The organism is Mucilaginibacter sediminis (assembly GCF_051903035.1).
Taxonomy (GTDB): Bacteria; Bacteroidota; Bacteroidia; order Sphingobacteriales; family Sphingobacteriaceae; genus Mucilaginibacter.
Genome location: NZ_CP170602.1, coordinates 7,200,135 through 7,215,508 on the forward strand (window position 1 = coordinate 7,200,135; position 15,374 = coordinate 7,215,508).

Sequence of the window (15,374 nt, forward strand, 5' to 3'; positions counted from 1 at the left end):
CTGAAAAATTATGTTAGGTGATAAAATAATCTTAACTTTAATTTATGAAAACAACGTTAAAAAAGGGGTCCAGACATACCACAGAAGATGGATATGCCTATTTAACAAAGAGGACTTTGGTTGCTAAGGCGAAAAGTGCCGGCAGGTTAGCTGCAAAAAACGCTATGGAAATCATGGGCTATGTTGTTACAGTTAAAGATGGTTGGGTTGTTGAGCAGCATGAAGATGGACGTATTGTTAAGTTGTCTGAAATCTAATATGAACCTCAACACAGGCCAATGCAAAAAGATAATAACTCTGCCCAACTAAGGCTTAGAGTATTTGCAGGACCCAACGGGTCTGGAAAAAGCACCGTAGTTAGATCAATAAGAGAAGCGAAAGTAGATGGAAAGCAAATTGATTTTGGCATCTACATTAATGCAGATGATATTGCTTTAGCTTTAAAGAAAGATTCATTTAGTTTTAAAGCTTATGAAGTTGAAACAACTAAAGAGGCAATATTAACTTTTGCCCAACAGTCGGGGCTTTTAAACGATAAATTTACTGTCGGAAATCTTGAGTCTGGATTTGTCCTAAAGGGAGACCACCTTAAGATAGTTGTAAGCACAATTTTAGATCGGTTGGCTCAAATTATTGCACGTTATTTGAGGGAGGTCTTGCTATCCAAACGGGAAAGGTTTTCTTTTGAAACCGTGTTTTCGCATGATTCAAATCTTGATATCATGAAGCGGGCGAGTAAGGCCGGATATAAAGTTTATTTGTACTTTGTTTCGACAGAATCTCCAGAAATAAATATCTACCGTGTAAAACTGCGTGTAAAGCAAAATGGACACGATGTTCCTGAAGATCGAATAAGAGAAAGATATAAGAGGGCTTTGGGTTTGATGTATGAAGCTTCGCAAATAGCCTATCAAGCCTTCTTTTTTGATAACTCTAAAAATGATGAACCATTTACTTTGGCAGGTCATTTTAAAAAATCAGGTCAAAGAAAAATTTGGGATGATATTCCCTCCGCTCAGATACCCAAATGGTTCAAGACTTATTATAGGTCGAAGTGATTTATTTTAAGCTTTTTCTATTGTACCAAAGCGTACTTAAATTGATAATCCAATATAGTCGCCGCATTTACGCTCTTCACAATTTTCCATTCCTTTAGCTCGTCAATAAACTCCGGCTTTTCCAGCCCGGCGTCCGCGGCAGCCTGTGTATAAAATGCTGACTTTACAGGATGATCTGATGCACATCCGTTAAAAAGATATCCAAAGGCATGGTGGCCAATAATAGCTTTTGTTAGTCCTATGCAATCATCCAGGTGAATGAGGTTAACCGGAGCATTCCCATTTGGGATATTTTTTTTACCCGCAAAAAAACGTCCGGGATTTCGGCCGGGGCCAATTAATCCTCCGAAGCGGATAATGGTTGTTTTAAATGTTGCCCCTTGTCTGAAAAGGTTTTCGGCAGCAAACAGAACCCGGCCTGCTTCGGTGTTGGGTTGCGGGTCGGTATTTTCGTCAACCTCGTTATTTAAGTCGGCATAAACACCGGTGGAACTGATGAATATTACTTTTTTAACGTCATGGCGCTTTATCGCATTAATGATCTTCTCTATCTTATGAATAAAGTCCACACCCTCGCCAGAGTGTGTTTTAGGTGGGATAGCTATCAAAAGTATGTCGCAGTCAAAAAAGCGGGCATCGTAATTTTCGGTGGCGTCAGTAAAAATAACCAGGTATGGTTCAATGCCCTCATCGTCCATGGTTTCCATTTTGCCGGGCGATGTAGTTGATCCTTTTACCCGCATGCCATCGTTAATCAGCGCCTTTGCTAATGCCAGGCCATACCAGCCGCAGCCTAATATACTGATGGTGTTTTTGTGCTGAAATGCGGTTGTACTCTCCAAATTTAATACTTTGTGACAAAGGTAATTAAATATTTCAGGGCGTTTAATAACATAAATATCTGTACCGGGGTTAAACTTTTTGCCAGACCTAATCGTTATTGGAGTATGAAGAAAGAAATCTTGGCAACTTCTGTAGTATTGGGTTTGGCCGCTGCTGCTGCTTTGGCATTGCAACAGGCAAAAGAAAAACCTTTGGAAACCGTAAATTACGTCGACATAAAAAAATACCTGGGCACCTGGTTCGAGGTAGCCGCTTTTGAGCAGCCTTTTGAAAAAGGATGTTCCTGTACATCGGCAACCTATGGCCTAAATAAGGATGGCAGCATCATTGTTAAAAACAGGTGTATAAAAGGCAATAAACTTAAAGTAACCGAGGGGCGGGCTACCGTGACCGATAGAGGCGTTAACTCCAAACTTGATGTGCAGTTTTTTTGGCCTTTTAAAGGAAAGTACTGGATTATCGACCTCGCTAAAGATTACAGCTATGCTATGGTTGGACATCCTAATCGCAAATTTTTGTGGATTTTGAGTCGCAGGCCAACGCTGGATGACCAAACTTATAACCAACTAATGGTACGTGCTGCAAATAAAGGATTTGATATACGGCGGCTGGTAAAAACCGAGCAAATAGGCGATTTATCGGGAATATAATATGTGATTTTATAACTAACGGGAGGCTTTATCAGCAATGATAAGGCCTTTCCTGCTTTTAAGTTTATTGAAGTGTATAATGACACAGATTATTAGATGTTAAACGAAATAATTTAATCATAACCTTTTAGTAATCTGCCCCGAATGAATATACTGACTGTGAATATTTTAAATAAACATTTCATAACTATTTTGATATTTGCCGCAATTTTGATACTTTTCCATAAATTTTTTAACTCAAACTTGCCTTAAAGTTCCTAAACCGATAATATGAGGAAATTTTACCTTGTCATCACTTGCCTGATTTCATTTATTGCAAAAATTAGCTTTGCGCAGGCCCCGGCCATTAGCTACAGCGGCTCTTTTAAATTTACGGTGGGGGCAAAAGCAACCCTGGCTGCCCCCCAAAATACCGGTGGCGCTATACCCGCAGAAATTTACTCGAAAGTTGGTACACTGGCCGGTAGCGGGTATTATGGCTATAAAGATACCCTGGCCAAATATGCCCGTTTTGAAAACCCGGTTAGCGTTGCCTTTGATAGTAAAGGAAATATGTATGTTGCCGATGCCAACTTAAACATGATCAGGAAGATCTCTGCTAACGGTGTGGTAAGTACATTTGCGGGCAATCCAAAAAAAGGCGCGAAAAACGGGCAGGATACCGCGGCGAGATTTAATTACCCTACGGGCGTAACGGTAGATAAAAATGACAATGTGTACGTTGCTGATTTTAGTAATAACATGATCAGGAAGATAACGCCCACAGGTTTCGTAAGCACGTTTGCCGGCAGTGTAAATTACGGCAATAAGAATGGTAATGGGACAAATGCCAGCTTTACCCTTCCGTACAGTTTAGCGTATGATGCTACATCGGGCAATATAATTGTTGCAGATACCTATAATAACATGATAAGGTGGATAACGCCTTCGGGCGATGTTAGCACAATTGCGGGCACGGGCGCCCCCGGACGCAAGGATGGCCCTGGCGGGAAAGCGACTTTTAATGTCCCATATAGTGTTGCTGTAGATAAAAATGGATTTATTTACGTGGCCGATCAGGGAAATAATTGTATCAGGCAGGTATTAACGGCATCTAATGGCCCCGGCTATGTAAATACCTTTACCGATACCACCTATATATCGCCCAATGGCATCGCTGTTGATAATTTGAATCGGGTATACCTTTCAACCGTCGAGGCTTACAATATTATACAGTTTGATAAGGCCGGTAAACAAATTGGGCCTATTCCATTTTCGGGCGGGTCATACAGAACGTTTAATGATGCTACTGATACATTAAGCAGCTACAAGGGCAGCATGGGTTTAACTTTTGATGGTAAAAATAACCTCTTGATTGCCGATCCAGGTAATGACAGGATCAGAAAAGTAGCCGTTAACGGTTATACTGTCAGTCCGCGTTTGCCGGCGGGGCTTGGCATTGATAGCACGGGGGTAATTAGTGGGGTACCTTTATCTATATCGCCTGCAACAGATTATACCGTTACGGCCTATAATAGCTCGGGCTCGTCAAGTGCAAAAGTAAATATTACGGTCGGTATCGGCTCGCAAACTATTACATTTAATAAACTACAGGCTGTTACCTACGGTGCTGTTGATTATAGCCCCCTTGCCACAAGTACCGATACCGTGATCAAGATTCGTTACAGCAGCAGTGATACCGCTGTGGCAACCATTGTTAAAGACAAAATACATATTAAGGGCGCGGGTACAACCACCATAACGGCCAACCAGGATGGGAATGCCAATTATAAGGCCGCCTTGCCTGTTAGCCAGCCCTTAACAGTTAATAAAGCGGTTTTAACGGTTACTGCAGATGATAAAATAAAAACCATACTGAAAGACAATCCGCCTTTAACAGTTAGCTATAAAGGGTTTGTTTATGGGCAGGATACAACTGTACTTGTTACCAGGCCTTCAATCAGTACCACTGCAACCACAAATTCGGCAGCGGGTTCTTACCCTATAACGGCAAAAGGGGCCACTGCAAAAAATTACACATTTAATTACGTGGCCGGCAAGCTGATTGTGGCACCTGTGCCTGTAATTACAGCTACAGGGTCAACAACTATCGTTAAGGGTGGCAGTGTTACGCTGTCGGCTTCCCCATCAACCGGCTATACCTATCAATGGGCGGTTGACGGGAAGGAAATAACCGGAGCCACAACTAATTCCTATATAGCTACCAAAACAGGGGCTTATACAGTTGCCATCACCGCAAATAATTACACTACTTATTCATTATATATCAGCGTTTTATCGCAGCTGCAACTGCCGCCCAATAATTTCAATATCAGCGTTGTAAGTGCAACCTGTAAGGGAAGTAACAATGGGCTCATCCATATAGCGGCATTGCAAAAACTTAAATATACTGCGGCATTAACAGGAAACGGGCTGAGCAAATCTTATCCCTTTACCGATTCATTAACGGTGAACAACCTGTCGCCAGGCGAGTACAGTATTTGTTTTTCGGTTGACGGCGAAATTTTCAGCCAGTGCTTCCAGCTAAAAGTTACCGAACCGAAGGACTTGTCGGTTTACTCCACTGTTGATCCAAAGCTTAATAATTTGAATTTACAGCTGGATGGCGGTACATCGTTCCAAATAGTATTGAATAGCGTAACGTATAATACTACACAAAAGGAAATTAGTCTTCCGCTGTCTGCCGGTTACAATAAACTCAGCATAACAACAGATAACCTATGCCAGGGCGTAATTGAAAAAGTTATTATAGTTGCCGATAAGGTTGTACCATTTCCCAATCCGTTTCAAAATGTGCTTAATGTTAATATTGGTAACCAAACTATTAATAACGTGGGTGTAAACGTGATTAATACCATGAGCGGCAAAACTGTTTTGAATAATAAATACACCAATCAATCGGGCGTAATACAGCTTGATATGTCGGCCCTTCCGAATGGGGTGTATTATCTTAATTTAAACCTGGATAACAATAAATCCGGCTATAAAATTGTAAAAAAATGATGAAGCGTATTTTAAGTGTAGTAGCAATATTGGTTATCCTATCTTGCGGAAAAAAAGCGCCAGCGCCCGCGCCGGGTATAGCAACTTTATCCGCGCCGCTAAAAGATCAGCCCTGCCTTACAGGTACAGTACTATCAGCCACAGAAAGTTCGGTGTCTTTTTCATGGAACGCGTCTTCGAACACAAACCAGTACGATTTAACGATTACAAACCTGCTAACCAAAGCAGCAACAACGCAAACCACATCTGCAACCAGTGCAACGGTAAAACTGCTCCGCAACACTCCTTATTCCTGGTACATCGGTTCCAAATCGAATAAATCTTCGGTTATAACCAAAAGTGATACCTGGAAATTTTACAACGCCGGGCCGGGAGTTGTAACTTATGCACCCTTCCCTGCCGAAATTACAGCACCTGCATTTGGCGCCGTTTTAAGTGCCGGTACAACCAAAGTAAACCTTACGTGGAAAGGAAGCTCGGTAAGTTCAAATATTGTAGCTTACGACGTGTATTTTGGCCCATCGGGTAATCCTGATTTGTTCAGGAACCACATTACGGATACTTTTGTTAATGATGTAACGGTAGGAGCAAATACTACTTATTACTGGCGTGTAGTTACAATAGATGCCAACGGTAATATCTCCGATTCAGGGACATACAATTTCTTTGTTCAGAAATAATATACCGGTTAAAATTTCTGAAAATGCAAACGCCGCCTCATTATAAAAATGAAGGCGGTGTTTGCTATATATTACATTTCTTAAAACGCGTATCCCAATGTCAGGAATGCGTTATTGTTGGTCTTCTTCAAATTGGCTCCGGGGCTGCCTGTACCTATTTCATAGGGGTAAACTGTTTGGTTGTCGCTTAAATGCGCATAAGTGGCATCAACATAATAGCTACCAAAGCGTACACCAATACCACCAGTTACGGTTTTAATATCGCTGCCGTTGGTTTTTAGCGGGCTACCTTGTATGCCATAACCGCCGCGCAGGTAAAACATGCTGTTCAGGCGTGCCTCGGCGCCTATATGCGCGTTTACAGTTGAGCGGTACAGTGCTTTTATGTTGCTGTTATCAAAATCGGCGCTATAGCTGTCGTTGCTGCTGATGTGGGTAGTAGTGTAATCAATATAATCCACATCGCCCGATATGAAGCCGTATTTACCTATAAAAATGGCTGCGCCTCCTGTTAATTTTAAAGGGGTACGCATGTTATAGGATAATGGATACTCCACGGGGCCGTTTTTAAAGCTGCTGTTATTGGCAAAGTTGGTGTTCAGGCCTTCGGAGTACGAGTCGTCAATGGTATAATAGGTAGGTGATGTAAAGGTAAAGCCCAAACGTAAGGCGTTAACAGGTTTATAAATTACCCCCAGCTTAACATTAGCGCCAGAGCCCTTGGTAACCTGGTCTTGTACAAAATTAGAATTAAAGCCAACATTTGTGCCTATATTGTTAACCAGAATATTTGCTGTACCTGTTTCGTTGAACACGTTATAGGAATTGTAACGGATGTCGGAAAAAGATACTCCTAATCCAAAATATAGCTTGTTGCTGTAGTTTGCGCCAAATGCCAGGTTAACTTCCGATTGTCCGCCTGTGCGGATGGTGTTATTTAATTGATTTACAGTTCCAAACGCGTTTCTGCGATATTCGCTGCCGCCGGTGGTGGCATAGCTATCTATCAGGTTTTGTTGATAGGCCCAGTCATCTAATCCGCCTGAGCTCACCTGGCCATTTGAATTGGCAATTCCCGCGTAATAGTCGCCTATGGAGTTGCTGGCGTTTTTACCGCCGTAGGTAATGTTTTCATAAAAATTATTGGTACGGCTGTATGCTGCGCCGTAGTTGATACTTAGCCATCCTTTTGTTTTGTCGCGGCCTTTTGGCGTGCTCAGCCGCTGGTAAATTACAATCGAACCATTGCTGAAATTCAGGTTGCTTTTGCTATCGGTATTAAACTGGCCAAGGTAGGTTGAATTTACTTTCGACCCATCAAACTCCGGCGTAATGCTTGCCTCAGAGTGGGTAAAAAAGCCCAAACCTGCAGGGTTACCGCTGATAGAGCTCAAATCGCCGCCAATAGCGGTACCCGCGTTCCCTATTCCTTTGATGCGCGATGTTGAACCTGTTTGAAAGGTGCTGAAGCGAATAGCATCCTGCGAATATTGCGCAAAACTATCTTTAGTAATTGCTACTATAGCAATCACACTAAGTAAATATTTAATCTTCATAGATTTAAGCTGATAAAATTATGGTCTAACTGGTCTGCCGCCACCACCACCGCCGCCGCTGTTACCGCCGCCGCCCGAGCTTGAAGATGATGGCGATGGGGCTGGAGATGGTGAAGAGCGCTCAACACTTTGGGTTTGTGGCCTGGTATCTTGTTGCCTTACAGGGCGCGAATCGCGCGAGTAACTGGTATTGCTGTTGTTTGAATTGCCGCGGGTAATAGTACCATCGGTTGTTCTGTTTGCGCGTCCGCCTGGTATATAACCAATACCGGTACGCGTAGGCGAGCCTGCACCTACCGGGCGGGCAGTACGGGTAAATGAACTTGGCGTGTAACCACGGCCGCTAAACGGACTGCCGGTACCGCGCACAGGGCGCGGCGTACCTGATGAAGCATAACCCCCACGGCCATAACCGCCGCCGTATCCATAACCGCCGCCATAAAGGCCACCGTATCCATAACCGCCACCGAAACCGCCGTATCCATAACCGTACGGGTAGCCATAGCCTAAACCAAGGCCCCAGCCGCCACCATAACCAAGTCCCCAGCCGCCGTACGCGTACGGCGAGTAGCCATAACCATAAGGACCATAATTAAAGCCTAAGCTAAAACCGCCGTTGTAATAGGGGTTGCTGTAGCCGTAATATAAATTATCATAATAACTAAACGGAGAGTAATAACTGAAACGGTTTATACGCGACGAATAATCATCATAGTAAAAATAATCGTCGTCATCTTCCTGCTGCACCTGTTGGTTATCAGCATCAGTTTGATTGTAAACAGGCTGAACGGCATAAATAGGCTCATCTCCTGCCTTCGCATTCGAAAAGTATACATCGTCGTTACTGGCAGTGGTGGCGAGTTTTTGAGTGGAGCAGGAACTCAGTGCCAGGGCGCTGATGAGAAAAATTCCTATTGCAATATTCCGTTTCATATGCAGGTTTGTAAAAGTTCGGGTTCGAATAAGTTTTAAATTTATAAATTTGGGCGCAATATACAATAATTGCAAAGTCAAAAATTCTATTCCAATCAATATGAGCAAAGGTGTTATCAGTAAAGACGAAGATTATTCGCAATGGTTTAACGACTTAGTAATTAAATCTGACATGGCCGAATATTCGCCGGTTAGGGGCTGCATGATCATTAAACCGTACGGCTATTCTATATGGGAAAAAATACAGGCCGTGCTTGACGGCATGTTTAAAGATACCGGGCATAGCAATGCCTATTTCCCGCTGTTAATACCCAAATCGTTTTTCAGCAAAGAAGCCAGCCACGTTGATGGTTTTGCCAAAGAATGTGCTGTTGTTACCCACTACCGCCTTAAAAACGATGGTAATGGCAATATTATAGTTGATGAGGATGCCAAACTGGAAGAAGAGCTGATCATTCGCCCTACATCAGAAACCATTATCTGGAATACCTATAAAGGCTGGATCCAATCATACCGCGATTTGCCTATTTTGGTTAACCAATGGGCCAACGTAATGCGTTGGGAAATGCGTACCCGTTTGTTTTTACGTACCAGCGAGTTTTTATGGCAGGAGGGTCACACCGCCCATGCTACAGCCGACGAAGCCATAGCCGAAACCGAGCAAATGCTGAATGTATACGCCGATTTTGCCGAAAACTGGATGGCACTGCCCGTTGTAAAAGGTCGTAAAACAGCTAACGAGCGTTTTGCAGGGGCTTTAGATACTTATTGTATTGAGGCTTTAATGCAGGATGGTAAAGCTTTACAGGCAGGTACATCGCACTTTTTAGGGCAGAATTTTGCTAAGGCCTTTGACGTAAAGTTCACCAATAAAGAAAATAAGATAGAACACGTTTGGGCAACCTCATGGGGGGTATCAACCCGCTTGATAGGTGCATTAATTATGGCCCATAGCGACGATGCCGGGCTTGTATTGCCGCCAAAACTGGCGCCTATACAAGTTGTAGTTGTGCCTATTTACAAGCACCAGGAAGAGTTGGATAATATATCGGCTTATGTAGATTCGTTAAAGAAAGAACTGAAGGCCAAAGGTATTTCTGTGAAGTTTGATAACCGCGATACCCACCGCCCGGGGGCAAAATTTGCAGAGTACGAGTTGAAAGGCGTTCCTTTGCGCGTTGCCATTGGCAGCCGCGATATGACAAACGGAACAGTTGAACTGGCCCGCCGCGATACCAAAACCAAGAATACCGTTAACCAGGAAGGATTGGCCCAGCATATTGAGGCCTTGTTAGAAGAAATTCAGAACAATATCTATAAAAAAGCCTTCGATTTCCGCGCCGAAAACATGACCGAGGTTGATACCTACGACGAGTTTAAACGCATGCTGGATGAACAACCAGGCTTTTTAAGCGCCCACTGGGACGGAACACCGGAGACCGAGCAAAAAATAAAAGAGGAAACTAAAGCGACAATCCGTTGCATACCTTTGGATAATAAACAGGAAGAGGGGAAGTGTATCCTTACCGGTAAGCCCTCTACGCAACGAGTTTTGTTTGCCCGGGCATATTAGAAGAGTCCATAGTCGATGGTCGATAGTCCATAGCTATGAAATAATTTAATTTTTACTATGGTCCATAGACTATCGACTATGGACTGTGCTTACAGCACACACCATGAAATTCGCAACTAAAGCAATACACGCAGGGCAGGAGCCCGATCCAACCACCGGTGCTATCATGACGCCGATATACCAGACATCTACCTATTGGCAAAAATCGCCGGGGGATAATAAGGGATATGAATACTCGCGTGGTACCAACCCAACCCGTAAAGCGCTTGAGGGCTGTTTGGCCGCATTGGAAAATGCCGAATTTGGCCTTGCTTTTTCAAGCGGAATGGGCGCCACAGACGCCGTGATGAAATTATTACAGCCCGGCGACGAGGTGATTACCGGGAATGACCTGTATGGAGGCTCGTACCGGATTTTTACAAAAATTTATGCTCACTATGGCATTAAGTTTCATTTTTTGGATCTGTCTGATCCCGAAATTGTTGCTGAGTACACCAACTCATACACCAAACTGGTTTGGATAGAAACGCCTACCAACCCAACTATGCAAATTGTGGATATTGAGGCTATAGGCAAAATAACCAAAGAGAAAAATTTGCTGTTTGTGGTAGATAATACCTTTGCCTCGCCATACCTGCAAAACCCTATCGACCTTGGGGCCGACCTGGTAATGCACTCTGTAACCAAATATATTGGCGGCCACAGCGATGTGGTAATGGGCGCCCTGATGACGAACGACGAGGACCTGTACAAAAGGCTTTGGTTTATTTACAACGCCTGTGGTGCCACACCCGGCCCAATGGACAGTTTCCTGGTGCTCAGGGGGATTAAAACCCTGCACCTGCGCATGAAGGCACATTGTGAAAATGGTCGCCTGGTGGCCGAGTTTCTGAAAACACACCCCAAAGTCGGGAAAATTTATTGGCCGGGCTTTACCGACCATCCAAATCATGAAGTTGCCAAAAAGCAGATGCGCGATTTTGGCGGCATGATATCTATCGTATTGAAAGATGCCGACCTGCAGGAAACTTTCCGTATTGCTTCATCATTTAAAGTATTTGCCCTTGCCGAATCATTAGGCGGTGTAGAGTCCCTGATTAACCACCCTGTAAGCATGACGCACGGTTCTATCCCCAAAGCCGAACGTGAAAAAGCCGGCGTGGTTGATAACCTGCTGCGTTTAAGCGTAGGGGTTGAGGATATTGAAGATTTACTGGAAGACATAAAGCAGGCGCTTAGCCCCCTAACCCCCTAAAGGGGGAACGATAGTTCAGTATGTTAGATCAATTAAAAGCATCCCCTTTAGGGGACGGGAGGGGCTTGGAGGCTTTGCAATCCTTCCTCGACGCTAAAGTTGCCCAGTACAACCGCCCCGAATTTATTGAGAACGACCCTATAGTTATCCCGCATATGTTCAGCAAAAAGCAGGATATCGAGATCATGGGTTTTTGGGCAGCTACCTTGGCCTGGGGGCAGCGGGTTACCATCATCAAAAAGTGTCGGGAACTAATAACCTTGATGGATGGGGCACCCTATGATTTTATCATCAACCACGAAGAGCCCGATCTTAAAAAGCTGCTGAGCTTTAAGCACCGCACTTTTAACGATATCGATACGCTGTATTTCATCAGCTTTTTTAGATATCATTATGAAAATTTTGATTCGCTGGAGGATGCATTTATGCCGAAGCCCCCTAACCCCCTGAAGGGGGAACAAGCGGCTAAATTTCCTAATCAAGGAACTCCCCCTGCAGGGGGCTGGGGGGCCGAAGATCATCTCAATCACTTCCGTTCCTATTTCTTTTCGCTGCCCGATTATCCGCATCGCACAAAAAAGCATGTATCCTCGCCTTCGCAAAAATCAACCTGTAAAAGGCTCAATATGTTTTTGCGCTGGATGGTTCGTAAAGACGACAACGGTGTGGATTTCGGCATCTGGAACCGCATCAAACCTGCCGACCTGATTTGCCCCCTCGATCTGCATGTAGACAGGGTTTCCCGCAAGCTATTACTCATTACCCGAAAACAAACCGAGTGGCAAACCGCGCTTGAACTAACAGAACGCCTTAAACAATTTGATCCGCTTGACCCGGTAAAGTACGATTTCGCCCTGTTTGGGCTGGGCATTGAAGAACGTTGGGGAATAGAGGGCGTACTTCCAAACTTTAGCTAAGTTCTAAGTCTGAAGTCTTAAGCCCTAAGTCCGGATTGTAATTTTGACTTAAGACTTCGGACTTCAGACTAACTTTTCGCCTTTTCAACAACCACTACTGTGGGCTTGGGCTCTTCAACCCGTTCCATACGTACCAGGCGTCCGTCTTTAAAATAATAGTACATGTTTGCTACCACTCTTTGGGCATCAGCTTCAACTACCCGCTTGTAAACAGATCGTCCTTGTGTTGCTTCAAAAAGGCTTAAATTATATTTCTGCGATGCGGTAAATTCTGTTTCGCTCATGCCAATGGTATACTGTTTAACCGCGCAGCTTACTAAAATAACAGACAGGAATAAAATAGCGAATGACTTTTTCATAAGGTAAATGTGACAAGTTTTTGAAATACATTTTGTTTGTAAAAGTATGAGTTATCCTCGCCGAAAAGGTTTACTTAATAAAGCTAAAAGCGTGTTTATTTATTGATAACAAATGTTGTATTCAATACTGCCAGGGTCCTGAAATGGTTTCTTGAGGTCGTATTATATATGAAAAAAATGGCAGATTTGTTATTTGTAAATGGCTATCGTTTTGATAAAACCTATCAAAATGATAGGTTTTTCGATATTTATAAATTCATATATTTTACAGTTAATTATCTGTAATACAGATTTTTAGTTTTTATAATCGCCCTGTAGGCATATGTTTTGAATACGAGGTTTCGTTATTAAAAACAGTTTATGGTGATAGTATTTCTTTGTTGCGGCGGTCGACATTCCATGTGGCTGCAAAAAAAATCCCTGGCAACAGTATTGTCACCTTTTCAATCCCCTAATTTTTTTATTTATTAAATGAACTCACACGTTAAGCACCTCACATTTGCGGGCATGATTGTTACGCTCGGTATCATTTTTGGCGATATCGGTACCTCCCCGCTATATGTATTTCAAACCCTGCTGGTTGAAGGCGGGAAAGTAAATCCGGCCCTGGTTTTAGGCTCCATTTCTTGCATCTTTTGGACGCTTACCTTGCAAACCACCTTTAAATACATTGTGATAACCCTACAGGCCGACAATAAGGGCGAGGGTGGCATTTTCTCTTTGTATGCCCTGGTAAGGCGCTACGGCAAGTGGCTGGCTATCCCGGCTATTATAGGCGCAGGCACCTTGCTTGCTGACGGTATAATTACGCCACCAATATCTGTAACTTCAGCTATTGAAGGATTGAACCTGGTACCTTATTTTTCGGATGTTATCATTCCTGGTAATAACCTTATTTTGATTATAGTAATTGCGATAATTATACTGCTTTTCTTTTTCCAACAGTTTGGCACCAAAGTGGTTGGTTCGGCTTTTGGTCCTATTATGCTAATGTGGTTTTTGATGCTTGGCATTTTAGGCAGCATCCAGGTGATGCATTCTCCTGGTATATTCAAAGCGTTGAATCCTTACTATGGTGCGCGCTTACTAATGGGTCATCCCAAAGGGTTTTGGTTATTGGGCGCGGTGTTTTTGTGTACCACTGGTGCCGAAGCTTTATACTCCGATTTGGGCCATTGTGGTCGCAAAAATATCCAGGTAAGCTGGATATTTGTTAAAACCACGCTGGTTATTAACTACCTTGGTCAGGGTGCATGGGTATTGGCGCAGGCCCCAACCAAGAATTTTACAGGTGTAAATCCTTTCTTCGAGATAGTGCCTCACCAATTCCTGATCCCGAGTATTGCATTGGCAACCATGGCTACTATTATTGCCAGCCAGGCTTTAATCAGCGGGTCGTTTACACTAATCAGCGAGGCGGTGAGCATGAACTTCTGGCCGCGCATTACTATCAAATATCCATCTAACATTCGCGGACAGATTTATATCCCCAGCATCAACTGGATACTTTGTGTGGGTTGTATCCTGGTATCGTTGTATTTTAAAACATCAAGTGCCATGACCGCTGCTTACGGCTTTAGTATCACCATTGCAATGCTAAGTACTACCGTTTTAATGTACTATTTCATGCGCTATGTTAAACACTGGCCGGTGTGGTTGGTCACAATTATTTTGTGCCTGTTTTTAACCGTTGAGTTCTCGTTTTTTGTAGCCAATGCGGTTAAAATAGTTAAAAGGTTATTCTTTGTAGGCTTTGAAGTTGGGTTGATATTTACCATGTATGTTTGGTTCAGGGCGAGGAAGATCAATAACCGTTTCCTGCATTTTGTAGATATTAAAGAAAAATTACCCCTGTTAAATGCACTTAGTGCCGATACTACCGTCAACAAATACGCTACACATCTGATTTATCTAACCAAAGCCAATAACAGCAAACAGATAGAAGAAAAGATTATTTACTCTATCATGAGCCGCCGCCCTAAACGTGCCGATATTTATTGGTTTGTGCACATTGAGCGTACAGATGAGCCCTACACCATGGAGTACAGCGTTGACCATATTGAGCCCGGTAAGGTTATCCGCATTGAGTACCGCTTAGGCTTTAGGATTCAGCCGAGGGTTAACGTGCTGTTCCGCAACGTGGTTGAGGATATGGTGAAACGCAAAGAAATTGATATTACCAGTAAATACCCTTCCCTTAAGGAGTATAATATCCCTGCCGATTTCAGGTTTGTAATTATGGAAAAATTCCTGAGTTATAATAACCTGTTCAGCGTGAGCGAAGGATTTATCCTTAACAGTTACTTCGCCATTAAAAAACTGGCCCAGTCAGAAGCCAAAGCCTTTGGTTTGGATACCAGCGAAACCCGCATTGAAAAAATACCGCTGGTGGTTAAGCCGGTGAGTAATTTGCATTTGAAGAGGGTAGAGGCGGTATAGGTTTTTTGGTGGAGTGGTTGATTGAGTTGATTAGGTGAGTGGTTGATTAAGTTTAAAATGCTGATAATCTGTCAACCACTTAACCCAATCAACCACTCACTTAATCAA

General features: G+C 43.3%; 13 protein-coding genes. 9 read left to right on the forward strand and 4 right to left on the reverse strand.

The window, feature by feature from the left end; all coding sequences use genetic code 11:
• Positions 1-44: 44 nt before the first annotated feature.
• Both ACFGVS_RS30110 and ACFGVS_RS30115 read left to right on the forward strand, forming a co-directional pair.
• The gene (locus ACFGVS_RS30110) at positions 45-257 is read left to right on the forward strand and encodes a hypothetical protein (protein WP_439696789.1); all 213 of its coding nucleotides are present in this window, start codon (positions 45-47) and stop codon (positions 255-257) included.
• A 21-nt stretch (positions 258-278) separates the two neighbouring features.
• Positions 279-1,058: a hypothetical protein gene (locus ACFGVS_RS30115; RefSeq protein ID WP_439696791.1), complete on the forward strand. Its 780-nt coding sequence runs from the start codon at positions 279-281 to the stop codon at positions 1,056-1,058.
• Positions 1,059-1,075: 17 nt separating this feature from the next.
• Here ACFGVS_RS30115 and ACFGVS_RS30120 read toward each other — a convergent pair whose 3' ends face one another.
• Positions 1,076-1,900: an SDR family oxidoreductase gene (locus ACFGVS_RS30120; protein ID WP_439696793.1), complete on the reverse strand. Its 825-nt coding sequence runs from the start codon at positions 1,898-1,900 to the stop codon at positions 1,076-1,078.
• A gap of 105 nt (positions 1,901-2,005) precedes the next feature.
• Here ACFGVS_RS30120 and ACFGVS_RS30125 point away from each other — a divergent pair, with 105 nt between their 5' ends.
• The 3 genes from ACFGVS_RS30125 to ACFGVS_RS30135 all read left to right on the forward strand — a co-directional run bounded on the left by ACFGVS_RS30125 (position 2,006) and on the right by ACFGVS_RS30135 (position 6,234).
• Positions 2,006-2,551, forward strand: coding sequence for a lipocalin family protein (locus tag ACFGVS_RS30125; RefSeq protein ID WP_090645796.1), 546 nt, complete (start codon positions 2,006-2,008; stop codon positions 2,549-2,551).
• A gap of 270 nt (positions 2,552-2,821) precedes the next feature.
• The gene (locus ACFGVS_RS30130) at positions 2,822-5,554 is read left to right on the forward strand and encodes an MBG domain-containing protein (RefSeq protein ID WP_439696794.1); all 2,733 of its coding nucleotides are present in this window, start codon (positions 2,822-2,824) and stop codon (positions 5,552-5,554) included.
• Positions 5,551-6,234, forward strand: a complete 684-nt coding sequence (locus tag ACFGVS_RS30135; protein WP_439696796.1) for a hypothetical protein — start codon at positions 5,551-5,553, stop codon at positions 6,232-6,234. The genes ACFGVS_RS30130 and ACFGVS_RS30135 overlap by 4 nt, the downstream gene beginning before the upstream one ends.
• An 80-nt stretch (positions 6,235-6,314) precedes the next feature.
• Here the strand turns inward: ACFGVS_RS30135 and ACFGVS_RS30140 are convergent, their stop codons facing one another.
• Positions 6,315-7,790: an OmpP1/FadL family transporter gene (locus ACFGVS_RS30140; RefSeq protein ID WP_439696797.1), complete on the reverse strand. Its 1,476-nt coding sequence runs from the start codon at positions 7,788-7,790 to the stop codon at positions 6,315-6,317.
• A gap of 18 nt (positions 7,791-7,808) precedes the next feature.
• On the reverse strand, positions 7,809-8,723 hold the full coding sequence (locus ACFGVS_RS30145; protein ID WP_439696799.1) for a hypothetical protein: 915 nt from the start codon (positions 8,721-8,723) through the stop codon (positions 7,809-7,811).
• A gap of 100 nt (positions 8,724-8,823) precedes the next feature.
• Here ACFGVS_RS30145 and proS point away from each other — a divergent pair, with 100 nt between their 5' ends.
• The 3 genes from proS (at position 8,824) to ACFGVS_RS30160 (ending at position 12,468) form a co-directional block, all read left to right on the forward strand.
• Entirely contained in the window at positions 8,824-10,296 is a 1,473-nt protein-coding gene (gene proS, locus ACFGVS_RS30150) for a proline--tRNA ligase (protein WP_439696801.1), read from the forward strand.
• A gap of 103 nt (positions 10,297-10,399) precedes the next feature.
• Positions 10,400-11,551, forward strand: coding sequence for a cystathionine gamma-synthase (locus ACFGVS_RS30155; RefSeq protein WP_439696802.1), 1,152 nt, complete (start codon positions 10,400-10,402; stop codon positions 11,549-11,551).
• Positions 11,552-11,571: 20 nt separating this feature from the next.
• On the forward strand, positions 11,572-12,468 hold the full coding sequence (locus ACFGVS_RS30160) for a TIGR02757 family protein (protein ID WP_439696803.1): 897 nt from the start codon (positions 11,572-11,574) through the stop codon (positions 12,466-12,468).
• A 68-nt stretch (positions 12,469-12,536) separates the two neighbouring features.
• On the opposite strand, the gene ACFGVS_RS30165 is transcribed toward ACFGVS_RS30160, so the two are convergent.
• Positions 12,537-12,827 carry a hypothetical protein gene (locus ACFGVS_RS30165; RefSeq protein WP_439696804.1) on the reverse strand — a complete coding sequence of 97 codons (291 nt, stop codon included), beginning with the start codon at positions 12,825-12,827 and terminating at the stop codon, positions 12,537-12,539.
• 471 nt (positions 12,828-13,298) lie between these two features.
• Between ACFGVS_RS30165 and ACFGVS_RS30170 the strand changes: the two genes are divergently transcribed.
• The gene (locus tag ACFGVS_RS30170; RefSeq protein WP_439696806.1) at positions 13,299-15,266 is read left to right on the forward strand and encodes a KUP/HAK/KT family potassium transporter; all 1,968 of its coding nucleotides are present in this window, start codon (positions 13,299-13,301) and stop codon (positions 15,264-15,266) included.
• Positions 15,267-15,374: the final 108 nt, after the last annotated feature.

What these genes read in the sequence shown, in the direction of transcription:
- ACFGVS_RS30165 (WP_439696804.1), bottom strand. Translation starts at nt 12,827, where the DNA reads ATGAAAAAGTCATTCGCTATTTTATTCCTGTCTGTTATTTTAGTAAGC.
- ACFGVS_RS30145 (WP_439696799.1), bottom strand. Translation starts at nt 8,723, where the DNA reads ATGAAACGGAATATTGCAATAGGAATTTTTCTCATCAGCGCCCTGGCA.
- ACFGVS_RS30170 (WP_439696806.1), top strand. Translation starts at nt 13,299, where the DNA reads ATGAACTCACACGTTAAGCACCTCACATTTGCGGGCATGATTGTTACG.
- ACFGVS_RS30160 (WP_439696803.1), top strand. Translation starts at nt 11,572, where the DNA reads ATGTTAGATCAATTAAAAGCATCCCCTTTAGGGGACGGGAGGGGCTTG.
- proS (WP_439696801.1), top strand. Translation starts at nt 8,824, where the DNA reads ATGAGCAAAGGTGTTATCAGTAAAGACGAAGATTATTCGCAATGGTTT.
- ACFGVS_RS30110 (WP_439696789.1), top strand. Translation starts at nt 45, where the DNA reads ATGAAAACAACGTTAAAAAAGGGGTCCAGACATACCACAGAAGATGGA.
- ACFGVS_RS30130 (WP_439696794.1), top strand. Translation starts at nt 2,822, where the DNA reads ATGAGGAAATTTTACCTTGTCATCACTTGCCTGATTTCATTTATTGCA.
- ACFGVS_RS30155 (WP_439696802.1), top strand. Translation starts at nt 10,400, where the DNA reads ATGAAATTCGCAACTAAAGCAATACACGCAGGGCAGGAGCCCGATCCA.
- ACFGVS_RS30135 (WP_439696796.1), top strand. Translation starts at nt 5,551, where the DNA reads ATGATGAAGCGTATTTTAAGTGTAGTAGCAATATTGGTTATCCTATCT.
- ACFGVS_RS30125 (WP_090645796.1), top strand. Translation starts at nt 2,006, where the DNA reads ATGAAGAAAGAAATCTTGGCAACTTCTGTAGTATTGGGTTTGGCCGCT.
- ACFGVS_RS30115 (WP_439696791.1), top strand. Translation starts at nt 279, where the DNA reads ATGCAAAAAGATAATAACTCTGCCCAACTAAGGCTTAGAGTATTTGCA.
- ACFGVS_RS30140 (WP_439696797.1), bottom strand. Translation starts at nt 7,790, where the DNA reads ATGAAGATTAAATATTTACTTAGTGTGATTGCTATAGTAGCAATTACT.